Raw genomic sequence first — 14322 nt, forward strand, 5'->3', positions numbered from 1 at the left:
CCCTGGCAAAGGCTCAGGGAGCGGGAGTATCGGGGTGCTGGGCCTGACGGTCGATGGCATCCATCAGGGTATCATGAAGTTCACGCTGACTCTCGCAGTGGCGCAGCCGCGTGCGGGTGTCGGCGTCGTTCATCACGCCGGCGACTTCGGCGAGCAGTGCCAGGTGGGTGTCGTCGGCCTGTTCGGGAACCAGCAGCACGAACACCAGATCTACCGGGTCACCGTCGATGGCATCGAAGTCGACTGCCTCGCTGAGCTTGAGAAAGCCGGCCAGCGGCGTCTTGCAGTGGGGGCTGCGGGCATGGGGGATAGCGACCCCGTTGCCGATGCCGGTACTGCCCAGCCGTTCGCGTCCGATCAACCGGCTGAAGACTTCCTGGCTGTCGAGGCTCGGGGTGTTCTGGGCAATGAAGGTGCTGAAGAATTCCAGCACCCGTTTCTTGCTCCCCCCGGGGACGCCGAACAGGGCGCGCTCGGGGGGTAGGATGGTTTGCAGAGTCATGGAGAAATCAGCGGACACCGGCGCCTTGGGCGCGGGCCTGAGCTTTTTCCTTGTGTTTGACCAGTTGGCGGTCGAGCTTGTCGGCCAGGGCGTCGATGGCAGCGTACATGTCCACGTCCTGGGCATCGGCGTGGATATCGGCCCCTGCGGCGTGCAGGGTGCAGGCGGCGTGCTGGCGCTCCTTTTCGATGGAAAGCGTGACCTGCACGGTGGTGATGTTGTCGTAGTGTCGTTCGAGGCGGGCGAGCTTCTCGTCGACGTAATCACGCAGCGATTCGGTCAGTTCAACATGGTGTCCGGTGATGTTGACTTGCATGGCACGCTCCTTTCCTGCGGGTGTCGCTTCGATTGTAACCCTTTTTGTGGCGCTGCATACCCCCTGTGCCAGTGGATTTGAGCAACGCCGGTATGGCAGGTTTTTTTACTTTCAGGACAGTCGTTTGCGCTCACTGGAGGGCGGGATGCCCATGGCTTCGCGGTACTTCGCCACGGTACGCCGGGCAACCTTGATGCCACTGTCGGAGAGCAGGTCGACCAGCTTGCTGTCGGACAGTGGCTTACGCGGCGGCTCCTCGCCGATCAGCTTCTTGAGGCGCGCGCGAATCGCGGTACTGGAGTGGGCGTCACCCTCGCCGGCACCGCCGACGTGGCTGGAGAAGAAGTACTTGAGCTCGAACACCCCGCGCGGGGTGTGGATGAATTTCTGGGTGGTGACGCGCGAAATGGTCGACTCGTGCATCTCCACTGCCTGGGCGATGTCGGCCAGGATCAGCGGCTTCATGGCTTCTTCGCCCTGCTCGAGGAAGTCGAACTGGCGCGCCATGATCTCGCGACCGACCCGCAGCAGGGTGTCGTTGCGGCTCGACAGGCTCTTGATCAGCCAGCGTGCCTCCTGCAGGTGCTGCTTCATGAAGGCGTTGTCGTCGCTCTTGTCGGCGCGTTTGATCAGTGCCGCGTAGTCGGGCTGGATACGCATGCGTGGCAGCGCCTCGGGATTCAGCTCGATGCGCCACCCGGCCTGGGTATGGCGGGCGATCAGGTCGGGGATCACGTAGTCATTGCCGCTGTCGCTGAAGGCCTGGCCGGGGCGCGGGTCGAGGGTGCGTACCAGGGCAATGACGTGGTCGAGCTGGTCGTCGTCGAGGCGCAGGCGGCGCTTGAGCAGCTTGCGGTCGTCGCCGGCCAGGGCCTCCAGGAACTGGCGTACCAGGCGCTTGGCCTGGGGCAACAGCGGGGTATCGTCGGGTAGTACGCCGAGCTGCAGCATCAGGCATTCGCGCAGGTCGCGGGCACATACCCCGGTGGGCTCGAACTGCTGCAGGCGCAGCAGTACCTGCTCGACCTCGCTGACTTTGAGGCCGGCAAGGCCCTGGTCGCGCAGCCCGCCGCTGAGTTCATCGAGGCTCGCCGCCAGGTAACCGTTGTCGTCGACGGCATCGATCAGGCTTTCGGCGATGATCCGCTCGCGGTCGACCAGGTCGGTCATCGCCAGTTGCCAGGCCAGGTGATCGTGGAGGCTTTCACCGCTGGCGTTGCGCTCGAAGTCCGGCGCTTCGCCGCTGCCGCTGGGCGCCATGTCCTGGTAGGTGTCCGACCAGTCGCTATCGACCGACAGCTCGTCGGGGATCTCGCTCGACCAGTCGTCCTCCTTGGCCTCGGCCACCTCCTGCTCACCGAAGGCATCGTCGAGCTCGAGCATGGGGTTGGATTCCAGCGCCTGCTGGATTTCCTGGCGAAGATCGAGGGTCGACAGCTGCAGCAGGGCGATCGCCTGCTGCAGCTGGGGCGTCATCGTCAGGTGGGTACCGACGCGCAGTTGCAACGAGGGTTTCATGGCCATGGGGAGACGGCTTCGCTGACAAGTGAGCGATCACGGTAGCCCGCGTCGCGACCCCATGCAAGCACTATGGCATGAAATCTCTGCAATAAGCATGCCATGCGCAATTCGTGTGCCAGTTGTCAATAGCACAGCGTGTTTTCATAGGCTTGAGGCCGAGTACTCTTAGAGCCGGAAGTCCTCGCCGAGGTAGACATCGCGGACTTGCTGGTTGTCGAGCACCTCGGCGGCGCTGCCCTCGGCGATGATCTGGCCGTCGCCGACGATGTAGGCGCGGTCGCAGATATCCAGAGTCTCACGGACGTTGTGATCGGTGATCAGCACACCGATGCCGCGCGCCTTGAGCTGGCGGATGATGCCCTTGATCTCGCCCACCGAGATCGGGTCGACCCCGGCGAAGGGTTCGTCGAGCAGGATAAAGGTCGGCTCGGTGGCCAGCGCGCGGGCGATCTCGACCCGGCGTCGCTCACCGCCGGACAGGCTCATGCCCAGGTTGTTGCGGATGTGGGTGACATGGAACTCGCCGAGCAGCTGTTCGAGACGTGCCTGGCGTCCGGCGCGGTCGAGGTCCTTGCGGGTCTCGAGGATCGCCATGATATTGTCGGCCACCGACAGCTTGCGAAATACCGAGGCTTCCTGGGGCAGGTAGCCGAGCCCGGCCTGGGCGCGCTCGTGCATGGCCGCCCGCGACAGATCGAGGTCGTCGATATGGACCTCGCCGGCGTCGGCCTTGACCAGCCCGACGATCATATAGAACGAGGTGGTCTTGCCGGCCCCGTTGGGGCCGAGCAGGCCGACGATGCTGCCCTGGTCGATGGTCAGGCTGATGTCGTGCACCACCCGGCGGCGCTTGTAGCTCTTGGCCAGGTGCTTGGCGCGAAGGGTCGTCATGCGCTTGCCTTAAGTAGGGGAGCGAAGTGGCTCGAGTCAGTTCTGCTCGGGGTTGAGGGTCATGCGTACGCGCTGACGTTCGCTGCCCTCGACCTCGGAGCGGGCCTGGACCACGCGGCGGTCGAGGAAGTACTCGACGTAGCCGCCGTCGAAGGTGTCGCGGGCCTGGTGCAGTTCGGCCTGGTCGATCAACTCCACGCGGCGCGCGGCGACGTGATAGATGATGGTGCGGCCCCAGCCGCGCATCAGCTCCTCGTCGGGTTCGGGACGTTGCTCGACGTAGGCGCGCTCGCCGGTGGCGGTGATGCGCGAGACCTCGCCGGCATCGTTGCGACGGATCTCGACGCGATCGCCGGTGACCTGCAGCGAACCCTGGCGGATATCCACATCGCCGGTGTAGACCGCGGTGCCGGCGCGGTCGTCGAGGTCGAGCTGGTCGGCGATAACGTCGATGGGCTGGCTGGCGTCCTGGCTCTGGGCCAGGGCAGCGGCGCTTCCCAACAGCAGCCAGGCGGCCACTGCCAGGGTCAGGGATGATCGCCTCATGATGCGGGTTCCTCGGGGCCTTCGGGTGGGTGGTGGCCGCGCACGTTGTCGGTCAGGCGCATGCGGTCTTCGTCGATCCAGGCGTCGAAACGTTCGCCGCGGGTCCACTGTGGCGGCTGATATAGGGTAGCAGTGCTCTCGCTGAAGGCGTGGCCGATGTCGAGATCGACGTGCAGCACGTCGGTCTCCAGCCGCCAGCCCTCGTCGGGGGCCTCCAGGCGGGCGTTGCCGGCCAGCGTCAGCCGCTCATTGCCAGGGCCGAGGGTGCCGACGTCACCGTAGCTGAACCAGGTGCGGCCCTCGCTGTCGAGCAGCCGACTGATTGGCGTCTGGGTGCGGGTGACGTCGTCGTGGGGGGTGTGCACCAGGCGCGGTGTCTCGAGGCGCTGATGGGGTCGGCCTTGGGCGTCGAAGCGGGTCATGGTGGCGTCTTCGAGGTAGTAGTCGGGCTCGCCGGCCGCATCGCGCGGCACCGGGCCGGGGCCGAAGCTGTCGCGCTGTTCGAACAGCGCCAGCACCCCGCCGAGCAGCAGCAGGAGCAGCAGCAGCCATAGCTTGTAGGAGGGGCGCGGCAGGCGGATGGTCATGGCTCAGCGCTTCCCGTGCAGGAAGGTGTCGACTACCGCGCCCCAGTGGCCCTGGGCCTGGAGCAGCGCATCGCAGATCTCACGCACCGCCCCGTGGCCGCCGGGGCGCTGGGTAACCCAGTCGGCGTGGGCGCGGATGTAATCCGGGGCGTTGGGGACGCTGATACCGAGCCCTGCACGCTTGATCGCCGCCAGGTCAGGCAGGTCATCGCCGCCGTAGGCGACCTGCTCGAGCCCCAGGCCAAGTCGCTGGCACAGCTCGCGCAGTGCGGCGAGCTTGTCCTCGCGGCCCTGCAGCACATGGTCGATGCTCAGTGCCGCGGCACGCTGGCTGACCATCGGTGAGTCGCGCCCGGTGATCAAGGCCACTTCCAGGCCGGCCTGGCGCAGCAGCTTGACGCCGTGGCCGTCCTGGGTATGAAACGCCTTGATCTCGATGCCGTCGGCCTGGAAATAGAGACGGCCGTCGGTGAACACGCCGTCGACGTCCAGTGCCAGCAGGCGAACGTGGCGGGCCCGGTCGATCAGGGCTGGGGGGAGGGACGGGGTGTCTGGGCTCATGAATTCTCCTAGATAACGCCGCTGGTCAGTAGGTCATGCATGTGCAGGGCGCCCACCGGGCGGCCCTGGTCGTCGACCACCGCCAGGGCGGTGATGCGGTTGTCCTCCATCACGCGCACCGCTTCGGCGGCGAGTACCTCGGCGCCGATGCGCTTGCCGGGGCGGGTCATGACCTCGTCGACCTTGAGCGAGCGCAGGTCGGCATACTGATCGAGCGTACGCCGCAGGTCGCCGTCGGTATAGACCCCGGCGAGCAGGCCCTGTTCATCGACCACGCAGGTGAAGCCGAGGCCTTGACGGGTAATCTCGAGCAGGGCGTCACGCAGCGGGCTGCCGAGCGGCACTTGGGGTAGGCGGCTGCCCTGGTGCATCAGGTCGCCGACCTTGAGCAGCAGGCGTCGGCCGAGGCTGCCGCCGGGGTGCGACAGGGCAAACTCCTCGGCGGTGAAGCCACGTGCCTCGAGCAGCGCCACTGCCAGCGCATCGCCAAGCGCCAGGGCGGCGGTAGTCGAGGCGGTGGGTGCCAGGTCGAGGGGGCAGGCCTCGCGGGCCACGGCGGCATTGAGATGGGCGTCGGCATGACGCGCCAGCGTCGAGCCGGGACGTCCGGTCATGCTGATCAGCGGCGTGCCCATGCGCTTGAGTAGCGGCAGCAGGGCGGTGACCTCGCTGGTCTCGCCGGAGTTCGACAGTGCCAGGACCACGTCGCCGCGGGTGATCATGCCCAGGTCGCCGTGGCTGGCTTCGCCGGGGTGCACGAAGAACGCCGGGGTGCCGGTGCTGGCAAGGGTGGCGGCGATCTTGCCGGCGATATGCCCCGACTTGCCCATGCCGGTGACCACCACGCGGCCGTTGCAGTCGAGCATTAGCTGGCAGGCGCGATCGAAATCGGCGTCGAGCTGAGCGCCGAGCGCGGCGATGGCCTGCTGCTCGAGGTCGAGGGTGCGCCAGGCGCTGGCACGAAACACGGAGTCAGGGGTGTCGGTCATGGCGATGATTGTTGCCGGTTGTGGCGCGTGGCTCAAGTGTGACACCTCGCGCGAGTTCAGTATTCGCTGCTTACAGACTCAACGCCAGCCAGCCGAGATAGCCGCCATACAGCACTGCCAGCACGCCGCCGGGCAGACGGCCGATGGCGCCATGGCGCTGCCATAGTAGTAGCGCACCGAGCAGCAGGGTCAGGGTCAGCATGGTCGGAAAGTCGCGGCTGGCGGCGGCGGGGTCGATGGGACCGGGGGCCAGCATGCCGGGAATCGGCAGCACCGCCAGCATGTTGAACAGGTTGGAGCCGATTACGTTGCCGATGGCGATGTCGTGATGGCGCTTGAGCGCGCTCGAGACGCAGGCGGCCAGCTCCGGCAGGCTGGTGCCGATGGCAACGATGCTCAAGCCGATGACCAGTTCGCTGATGCCGAAGCTGCGTGCCAGTTCGCTGGCCCCCCACACCAGCAGGCGCGAGCTGGCTACCAGCAGCAGCAGCGTCAGCGCCAGCCAGGCCAGCGCCTTGGGCAGCGTCATGTCCGGCACCTGGCCGGGGGCCTCTTCGTCGGGGGTGTCGGCACGAAACAGCCACCACAGGCTGAAGCCCAGCAGCGCTAGCAGAAACAGTGCATCGAAGCGCCCGAGGATACCGTTGGCCAGCGCATAGCCGGCCAACCCGGTGGCGCCAAGCAGCAGCGGCAGCTCGCGGCGCACGATGGAGAAGCGCACCGGGATCGGTGCCACCAGCGCGGTGATGCCGAGCACCAGGCCGATATTGGCGATATTGGAGCCCAGGGCATTGCCCGTGGCGAGATTGGGCACGCCGTCCAGGGCGGCCATGATCGAGACCAGGATCTCGGGTGCCGAGGTGCCCAGCGCGACGATGGTCATGCCGATCAGCAGGGTGCTCATTCCGGCGCGATACGCGGTGGCGGCGGCGGCACCGACGAAGCGGTCGGCGCTCCACAGCAGGCCGATCAGGCCGACCAGAATGGTGATCAGGGGTAGCAGCATGATGAAGAGGTGGCGGTCCGGTGCGCGACTAATAAGAAGGCGCCAATTAAACGCGCCTTGGACCGGGGGTGCAAGGCGCGGCGAGATGTCGATGATGCGTTGCCGCAACTCTCGCTGGCGAGGGCTGTCGCAGTTAGGATACGATGTTCGATAATTTTTCTCGACGAGATGGCACGCGATGAGTGATTCGCCCTTCGTGGTGATCGACGGCCTGCATTTCTCTCGCGGTGACAAGGATATCTTCCGCGGCGTGTCGCTAAACATTCCGCGTGGCAAGATCACCGCGATCATGGGGCCCAGCGGCACCGGCAAGACCACCCTGCTCAAGCTGATCGGCGGCCAGTTGACACCGGATGCCGGGCGGGTGGAGATCGACGGTCAGCGCGTGCACGCGCTGTCACGCAAGGCGCTGTTTCGGCTGCGCAGGCGGATGGGGATGCTGTTTCAAAGCGGTGCGCTGTTCTCCGATCTGAGCGTGTTCGAGAACGTCGCCTTTCCGCTACGCGTGCATACCGACCTGCCCGAGGCCATGGTGCGCGACCTGGTGCTGATGAAGCTCGAGGCGGTCGGCCTGCGCGGCGCACGCGAGCTGATGCCGTCCGAGCTGTCGGGTGGCATGACGCGGCGTGTGGCGCTGGCCCGGGCACTGGCCCTGGATCCCGAGCTGATCCTCTACGATGAGCCGTTCGTCGGTCAGGATCCGATCTCGATGGGGGTGTTGGTGCAGCTGATCAAGCGGGTCAACGAGGCGCTGGGCCTGACCGCGGTGGTGGTCTCCCACGATATCAAGGAGACGCTGTCGATCGCCGACTACGTCTATGTCATCGCCGACGGCCAGGTCATGGCCCATGGCACCCCGGCGACCCTCGACGTCGACCAGGACCCGCGGGTCAGCCAGTTCGTGCATGGTGAAGCCGACGGCCCGGTGCCCTTTCACTATCCGGCGCCGGACTTTCGACATGACATGCTGGGTGCGGGAGGCTGGCGATGATCCGCCATATCGCAGGGTTGGGGCGACGTGGCTGCGAGCTGCTCGAAGCCATGGGCCGGGCGGGAGTGTTCCTGGCGCAGTCGGCGGTGGGTGTGCCGTCCCGTGAAGGGCTCTATCTGTGGCTGCGCCAGATGCATTTCGTCGGCGTGCTGTCGCTGGCCATCGTCATGGTATCGGGTCTGTTCATCGGCATGGTGCTGGCACTGCAGGGCTATACCATCCTGGTCGATTTCGGCGCCGAGCAGGCGCTGGGGCAGATGGTGGCGCTGTCGCTGCTGCGCGAGCTGTCGCCGGTGGTGGCGGCACTGCTGTTTGCCGGCCGTGCTGGCTCGGCGCTGACCGCCGAGATCGGCCTGATGAAGGCCACCGAGCAGCTGTCGAGCATGGAGATGATCGGCGTCGATCCCCTGCGCCGGGTGGTGGCGCCGCGTCTGTGGGCGGGCTTCGTGGCGCTGCCGCTGCTCACCGTGGGCTTCAGCGTGGTCGGCATCTATGGCGGCTATCTGGTCGGCGTCGAGTGGCTCGGGGTGTTCGACGGCTCCTACTGGGGCAACATGCAGTCGAGCGTCGATTTCATCGGCGACGTCGGCAATGGCATGGTCAAGAGCCTGGTATTCGCTCTGGTGGTGACCTGGATCGCGGTGTTCCAGGGCTATGACCTGATCCCCACCTCCGAGGGTATCTCACGTGCCACTACGCGCACCGTGGTCTACTCCTCGCTGGCCGTACTGGGGCTGGATTTCGTATTGACCGCGGTAATGTTCGGCGGGCTGTCATGATCAGCGGAGACAAGGCATGAAGCGCAGCAAGATGATGGAACTGGGCGTCGGGCTGTTCATGCTCGCAGGGATCCTGGGGCTGGTATTCCTCGGCCTGCGGGTCAGCGGGCTGACCATGGGGCCGTCCGGCGACACCTTCACCCTGGAGGCAAATTTCTCCAATATCGGCGGCCTCAAGCCGCGCGCCAAGGTGACCATGGCCGGTGTCAACGTCGGCCGAGTATCGGCCATCGAGCTGGATACCGACTGGTACGACGCGCGGGTGGTGATGGAGCTTGACGGTACCCTCGAGGGCCGCCTGTCGCGGGATACCACGGCGGCGATCCTTACCTCGGGGCTGCTCGGTGAACAGTACGTTGGCCTGTCGGTAGGCGGCGACCCCGAGACCCTGGCGGACGGTGACAGCATTCGCGATACCCAGTCGGCACTGGTGCTGGAAGAACTCATCCAGCAATTCGTGTCCAACATGGTCAGTGACTGATGACGATAGTTCATGGAGGTGTTATGCGCGTAGCGTATAGGCGTTACTTGTCTGCTGCGGTGGCCCTGTTGGCTGCCTTGGCAATGTTGGTGGTCGGGTCGGCCCAGGCGCAGCAGCCCAGCCAGACCCCGGAACAGCTGATTCGTACCAGCATCGATGAGCTGATGGGCGAGATCGAAGGGCGTAGGGACTACTTCGCTAACAATGTCGACGAGCTCGAGGCGCTGGTCGATGATAACCTGGATGATATCGCCGACTTTCGCTATATCGGCGCCAGCGTGATGGGGCGCTATTTCCAGAACGCCACGCCCGAGCAGCGCAGCCGGTTCGTGAACACCTTCCGCCAGACTCTGATCGATACCTACACCAGGGGCCTGGTGACCTTCGACTATCGCGAGCTGCGGGTCCTCGACAGCCAGCGCGAGTCGCGCCACGACGATCAGGCCAGCGTGGCCATGGAAGTGGTGGCCACCAACGGCCAGGTCTATCCGGTCAGCTACTCGCTGCGCCTCAGCGACGGCGAGTGGAAGGTGGTCAACGTGATCGTCAACGGCATCAACCTGGGGCTGACCTTCCGCAATCAGTTCGATCAGGCGATGCGCGATCACGGCCGCGACTACGATGCGGTCATTGACGGCTGGGCGCCGGAAGTGGGCGTGGAGGAGCTGGAGGAGGGCGGCTCGGCATGAGCCGCTTGCTCGAGGAGGGGGGCGTGCGACTCGATGCCGAGGGCGCGCGCCTGGCGGTCAGCGGCGACGTCGATTTCGAGGTCGCCGCGGCCCTGGCGGCCAGCGGCAGCGACTGGCTTGCCCGACAGCCCTCTGCTACCCGCCTGGTGCTCGACCTGAGCGGCGTCGAGCGAGTCAGCAGCGCGGCACTGAGCGTGCTGCTCGAGTGGACCCGTCGCGCCGAGGCCGCGGGGCTGGTTATCGAGAGCGTGACGCTGTCGGCGCCGCTGGTGCGCCTGACGCGCATCGCCGGCCTCGACAGTCTGCTCCCCGAGGCCGCCGCGGCCTGATGGTATGTGCTCGCCGACGTTGATATTCCGGCATACGCAACTCACCCCATCGCGATTGAAATTGCACCTACTTTTGCCTCGGCGCCATGCGCTTTTGTGGGAGCAGCTTTAGCCGCGGCTCAGTCTGCCTTGGCCACCCAGCGCTATCGCGATTGAAATCGCTCCTACTTTTGCTTTGGCGCCATGCGCTTTTGTGGGAGCAGCTTTAGCCGCGGCTCAGTCTGCCTTGGCCACCCAGCGCTATCGCGATTGAAATCGCTCCTACTTTTGCTTTGGCGCCATGCGCTTTTGTGGGAGCGACTTCAGTCGCGATTGCAGCGCGCAGCGCTGCCACCCGTTCCAGTGACCGATATCTTCACTCGTCCTGTTAATCGCCCCCTTGGCATCGCCAAGCGGGGCGCTTTTGATTACCATTGGAACCCATTTGCGCTCCGCGTACCGCGTACGCCGGTCTGGCGCTGACATGCTTATTTCAGAGGAGAGCTGCGCGCATGCAACCCAGTGACGTCAAGGCGCTACTCGAGGCTCGTATCGATGGCTGCGATTTCCATATTCAGGGCGAAGGCTGCAATTTTCAGGTAACGGCGGTGGGCGAGGTGTTCGGCGAGCTGTCGCCGGTCAAGCGCCAGCAACTGATCTACTCGGCGCTATCCGATGAGATCGCCAGCGGTGCCCTGCACGCCATAAGCATCAAGACCTACACTCCCAGCCAGTGGCAGAATGCCGCCGATCGCGCCTGACCAAAACGGACCTTCATGGACAAACTGATCATTACCGGTAACGGCCCCGTCGACGGTGACGTATGGGCCAGCGGTGCCAAGAACTCGGCGCTGCCGATCCTGTGCGCCACGCTGCTCTCCGAGGGGCCGGTGACCATCGGCAACCTGCCGCATCTGCAGGACATCACCACCACCCTGGAGCTGCTCGGACGCATGGGCGTCGAGCCGGTGATGGGCGAGCGCATGACCATCCAGCTCGATGGCGCCCAGGTCAAGGACTGCCATGCGCCCTATGATCTGGTCAAGAAGATGCGTGCCTCGATCCTGGTGCTGGGGCCGCTGCTGGCGCACTTCGGCCATGCCGATGTGTCGCTGCCCGGCGGCTGCGCCATCGGCTCGCGGCCGGTGGACCTGCATATTCGCGGCCTCGAGGCGATGGGCGCCGAGATTTGCGTTGAGGGCGGCTATATTCGTGCCCGCAGCAACGGCCGCTTGCGGGGGGCGACGATCTTCTTCGACACCGTCACCGTGACCGGCACCGAGAACCTGCTGATGGCCGCGACACTGGCCGATGGCACCACGGTTCTGGAAAATGCCGCCCGCGAGCCGGAGATCGTCGACCTCGCCGAGTGCCTGATCGCCATGGGCGCCAATATTCGCGGCCACGGCAGCGATACCATCACCGTCGAGGGCGTCGAGCGGCTGCACGGCTGCCACCATGAGGTGATGCCCGACCGCATCGAGACCGGCACCTTCCTGGTGGCCGCTGCGCTCAGCGGTGGCCGGGTGCGAGTGCGGCGCACCCGTGCCGATATCCTCGAGGCGGTGCTGGCCAAGCTCGAGGAGGCGGGGGCGACGATCACCACCGGCGCCGACTGGATCGAGCTCGATATGCACGGCAAGCGGCCGCGGGCGGTGAATATCCGCACCGCACCCTATCCGGCCTTTCCCACCGACATGCAGGCCCAGTTCGTGGCCATGAACGCGGTGGCCGAGGGCACCTCGCGGGTGGTCGAGACGATCTTCGAGAATCGCTTCATGCACGTCCAGGAGCTCAATCGCATGGGGGCGCAGATTGCCCTGGAGGGCAACACCGCGGTGATCACCGGCGTCGAGCGGCTGTCCGGAGCGCCGGTGATGGCCACCGACCTGCGCGCCTCGGCATCGCTGGTGATTGCGGCGATGATGGCCGACGGCGAAACCTGCGTCGATCGCATCTACCATATCGATCGCGGCTACGAGTGCATCGAAGAGAAGCTGCAGCTGCTGGGCGCCAAGATCCGCCGTGTGCCCGGCTAAATGACCGACGTGAGTGAGCTGATGACCAAGCAATTGATCGTGGCCCTGTCCAAGGGCCGCATTCTCGACGAGACCCTGCCGCTGCTGGCGGACGCCGGGATCGAGCCTGCCGAGGATCTCGGCAAGAGCCGCAAGCTGCTGTTCGATACCAACCTGCCCAACGTCAAGCTGGTGGTGATTCGCGCCACCGACGTGCCCACCTACGTGCAGCTCGGCGCCGCCGACCTTGGCGTGGCCGGCAAGGACGTGCTGCTCGAGCACGGTGCCGAGGGGCTCTACGAGCCGCTCGATCTGGAGATCGCCGGTTGCAAGCTGATGACCGCCGGGGTCAAGGGCGCCGAGCCGGCCCAGGCGCGTCGCCGGGTGGCGACCAAGTTCGTCAACGTGGCGCGTCGCTACTACGCCGAGCAGGGCATCCAGGCCGAGGTGATCAAGCTCTACGGCGCCATGGAGCTGGCGCCGCTGATGAATCTCGCCGATGAGATCGTCGATATCGTCGATACCGGCAATACCCTGCGCGCCAATGGCATGGAGCCGCGCGAGTTGATCGCCAGCATCAGTACGAGGCTGGTGGTCAACAAGGCCGCCATGACCATGAAGCACGAGCATCTCAAGCCGCTGATCGAGCGCCTGCGGGCCGCCGTGGCCAAGCGCCGCGACCACCACGCGCTAGCGGCCCGTTAGTTCCGAGTCATCCTATTGTCCCGCCGCTCAAGGATGAGCAAGGTTACCTGGAGAGAGCCCCATGACCGACAATGCCCGCGTGCGTCCTGTCATCAACCGCCTGTCCACTGCCGAGCCCGACTTCGATGCCCGCCTCGAGACGCTGCTGGCCTGGGAGGGTGTGTCAAGCACCGAGGTCCAGCAGCGCGTCGACGAGATCATCGCCGCGGTACGTCGTCGCGGTGACGCCGCCCTGGTCGAGCTGTCCAACCGCCTCGATCGCCTGGCGGTGGGGTCGATGGCCGAGCTGACCCTGGGGCCGGCCCGCCTGCGCCAGGCCTATGACGGCCTGCCTGCCGAACAGCGCGAGGCGCTGGCCGCCGCCGCCGAGCGTATTCGTGTCTATCACGAGCATCAGAAGCCCGGCTCCTGGCAGTACACCGAGGCCGACGGCACGGTGCTCGGTCAGCAGGTCACGGCGCTGGACCGCGCCGGTATCTACGTGCCCGGCGGCAAGGCCGCCTATCCCTCGTCGGTGCTGATGAACGCGATTCCGGCGCATGTCGCCGGCGTGCGTGAAATCGTCATGGTGGTGCCGACCCCGGACGGCGTGCTCAATGAACTGGTGCTGGCGGCGGCGCACCTGGCCGGTGTCGACCATGTGTTCACCCTGGGGGGCGCTCAGGCGGTGGCGGCGCTGGCCTACGGCACTGAGACGGTGCCGCGGGTCGACAAGATCGTCGGGCCCGGCAATATCTACGTGGCCACCGCCAAGCGCGCGGTGTTCGGCCAGGTCGGCATCGATATGATCGCCGGCCCCTCTGAGATCCTGGTGGTCTCCGATGGCGGCACCGATCCCGACTGGCTGGCCATGGATCTGTTCTCCCAGGCCGAGCACGACGAGGATGCCCAGGCGATCCTGGTCACCTGGGACGGTGCTCATGCCGATACCGTGGCGGCGTCGATCGAGTCGCTGTTGCCGACCATGGAGCGCCAGGCGATCATCGCCGAGTCGCTCGCCGCACGCGGTGCGCTGATCGTGTGCCGCGACCGTGGTGAGGCCGCGGCGCTGATCAACCGCATCGCCCCGGAGCACCTCGAATTGTCGCTGGCCGACCCTGGCAGCTGGCTCGGCGAGATACGCCACGCCGGGGCGATCTTCATGGGGCGCTATACCGCCGAGGCGCTGGGTGATTACTGCGCCGGCCCCAACCATGTACTGCCGACCTCGGGCACCGCGCGTTTCTCCTCTCCGCTTGGGGTCTACGACTTCCAGAAGCGTTCGTCGATCATCAACTGTTCGGCGGATGGCGCCTCGGCGCTGGGGCGTACCGCCTCGGTGCTGGCGCGGGGCGAGTCGCTGACGGCGCATGCGCGCTCTGCGGAGTACCGTATCAAGCCCTGATATAAACACCCTCTGCACCACACGACGTTTGCCGTAACGCAAGACGCC

Annotated in this window: 18 protein-coding genes; 9 read left to right on the plus strand and 9 right to left on the minus strand. The window is 65.9% G+C overall.

Going from position 1 to position 14322, the window contains the following annotated elements; genetic code table 11:
• Window positions 1-13: 13 nt before the first annotated feature.
• From CK498_RS17095 to CK498_RS17135, 9 genes are all read right to left on the minus strand, one after another.
• Window positions 14-502 (minus strand): PTS sugar transporter subunit IIA, encoded by a 489-nt coding sequence (locus CK498_RS17095; RefSeq protein ID WP_095622225.1) that lies wholly within the window; start codon window positions 500-502, stop codon window positions 14-16.
• Window positions 503-509: 7 nt separating this feature from the next.
• A complete protein-coding gene (gene hpf / locus CK498_RS17100) occupies window positions 510-818 on the minus strand; it encodes a ribosome hibernation-promoting factor, HPF/YfiA family (RefSeq protein WP_095622058.1) in 309 nt (102 codons plus the stop codon).
• Between the two features lie 111 nt (window positions 819-929).
• A complete protein-coding gene (locus tag CK498_RS17105; RefSeq protein ID WP_095622059.1) occupies window positions 930-2342 on the minus strand; it encodes an RNA polymerase factor sigma-54 in 1413 nt (470 codons plus the stop codon).
• A gap of 162 nt (window positions 2343-2504) precedes the next feature.
• Window positions 2505-3230 carry an LPS export ABC transporter ATP-binding protein gene (lptB, locus tag CK498_RS17110; protein ID WP_095622060.1) on the minus strand — a complete coding sequence of 242 codons (726 nt, stop codon included), beginning with the start codon at window positions 3228-3230 and terminating at the stop codon, window positions 2505-2507.
• 36 nt (window positions 3231-3266) lie between these two features.
• Entirely contained in the window at window positions 3267-3776 is a 510-nt protein-coding gene (gene lptA / locus CK498_RS17115) for a lipopolysaccharide transport periplasmic protein LptA (RefSeq protein ID WP_095622061.1), read from the minus strand.
• Entirely contained in the window at window positions 3773-4363 is a 591-nt protein-coding gene (gene lptC / locus CK498_RS17120) for an LPS export ABC transporter periplasmic protein LptC (protein ID WP_095622062.1), read from the minus strand. Before lptC ends, lptA begins: the two co-directional genes overlap by 4 nt.
• 3 nt (window positions 4364-4366) lie before the next feature.
• The gene (locus CK498_RS17125; protein ID WP_095622063.1) at window positions 4367-4924 is read right to left on the minus strand and encodes a KdsC family phosphatase; all 558 of its coding nucleotides are present in this window, start codon (window positions 4922-4924) and stop codon (window positions 4367-4369) included.
• A gap of 8 nt (window positions 4925-4932) precedes the next feature.
• On the minus strand, window positions 4933-5913 hold the full coding sequence (locus tag CK498_RS17130) for a KpsF/GutQ family sugar-phosphate isomerase (RefSeq protein ID WP_095622064.1): 981 nt from the start codon (window positions 5911-5913) through the stop codon (window positions 4933-4935).
• Window positions 5914-5983: 70 nt separating this feature from the next.
• Window positions 5984-6919 (minus strand): calcium/sodium antiporter, encoded by a 936-nt coding sequence (locus tag CK498_RS17135; RefSeq protein ID WP_095622065.1) that lies wholly within the window; start codon window positions 6917-6919, stop codon window positions 5984-5986.
• A gap of 178 nt (window positions 6920-7097) precedes the next feature.
• Here CK498_RS17135 and CK498_RS17140 point away from each other — a divergent pair, with 178 nt between their 5' ends.
• The 9 genes from CK498_RS17140 (at window position 7098) to hisD (ending at window position 14274) form a co-directional block, all read left to right on the plus strand.
• Window positions 7098-7910 (plus strand): ABC transporter ATP-binding protein, encoded by an 813-nt coding sequence (locus CK498_RS17140; protein ID WP_095622066.1) that lies wholly within the window; start codon window positions 7098-7100, stop codon window positions 7908-7910.
• The gene (mlaE, locus tag CK498_RS17145; protein WP_095622067.1) at window positions 7907-8689 is read left to right on the plus strand and encodes a lipid asymmetry maintenance ABC transporter permease subunit MlaE; all 783 of its coding nucleotides are present in this window, start codon (window positions 7907-7909) and stop codon (window positions 8687-8689) included. Before CK498_RS17140 ends, mlaE begins: the two co-directional genes overlap by 4 nt.
• Before the next feature lie 16 nt (window positions 8690-8705).
• Window positions 8706-9170 (plus strand): outer membrane lipid asymmetry maintenance protein MlaD, encoded by a 465-nt coding sequence (gene mlaD, locus CK498_RS17150; protein ID WP_095622068.1) that lies wholly within the window; start codon window positions 8706-8708, stop codon window positions 9168-9170.
• 83 nt (window positions 9171-9253) lie between these two features.
• Window positions 9254-9859 carry an MlaC/ttg2D family ABC transporter substrate-binding protein gene (locus CK498_RS17155; RefSeq protein ID WP_407645872.1) on the plus strand — a complete coding sequence of 202 codons (606 nt, stop codon included), beginning with the start codon at window positions 9254-9256 and terminating at the stop codon, window positions 9857-9859.
• A complete protein-coding gene (locus tag CK498_RS17160) occupies window positions 9856-10188 on the plus strand; it encodes an STAS domain-containing protein (protein WP_095622070.1) in 333 nt (110 codons plus the stop codon). The genes CK498_RS17155 and CK498_RS17160 overlap by 4 nt, the downstream gene beginning before the upstream one ends.
• A gap of 491 nt (window positions 10189-10679) precedes the next feature.
• A complete protein-coding gene (locus tag CK498_RS17165) occupies window positions 10680-10928 on the plus strand; it encodes a BolA family protein (RefSeq protein WP_095622071.1) in 249 nt (82 codons plus the stop codon).
• Window positions 10929-10943: 15 nt separating this feature from the next.
• Window positions 10944-12206, plus strand: coding sequence for a UDP-N-acetylglucosamine 1-carboxyvinyltransferase (gene murA, locus CK498_RS17170; protein WP_095622072.1), 1263 nt, complete (start codon window positions 10944-10946; stop codon window positions 12204-12206).
• A 21-nt stretch (window positions 12207-12227) separates the two neighbouring features.
• Window positions 12228-12890, plus strand: coding sequence for an ATP phosphoribosyltransferase (hisG, locus tag CK498_RS17175; RefSeq protein WP_095622226.1), 663 nt, complete (start codon window positions 12228-12230; stop codon window positions 12888-12890).
• A 61-nt stretch (window positions 12891-12951) separates the two neighbouring features.
• Entirely contained in the window at window positions 12952-14274 is a 1323-nt protein-coding gene (gene hisD / locus CK498_RS17180) for a histidinol dehydrogenase (RefSeq protein WP_095622073.1), read from the plus strand.
• Window positions 14275-14322 lie beyond the last annotated feature (48 nt).

Origin of the sequence: Halomonas salipaludis, from assembly GCF_002286975.1 — a bacterium.
In the GTDB taxonomy this organism is placed as follows: domain Bacteria; phylum Pseudomonadota; class Gammaproteobacteria; order Pseudomonadales; family Halomonadaceae; genus Franzmannia; species Franzmannia salipaludis.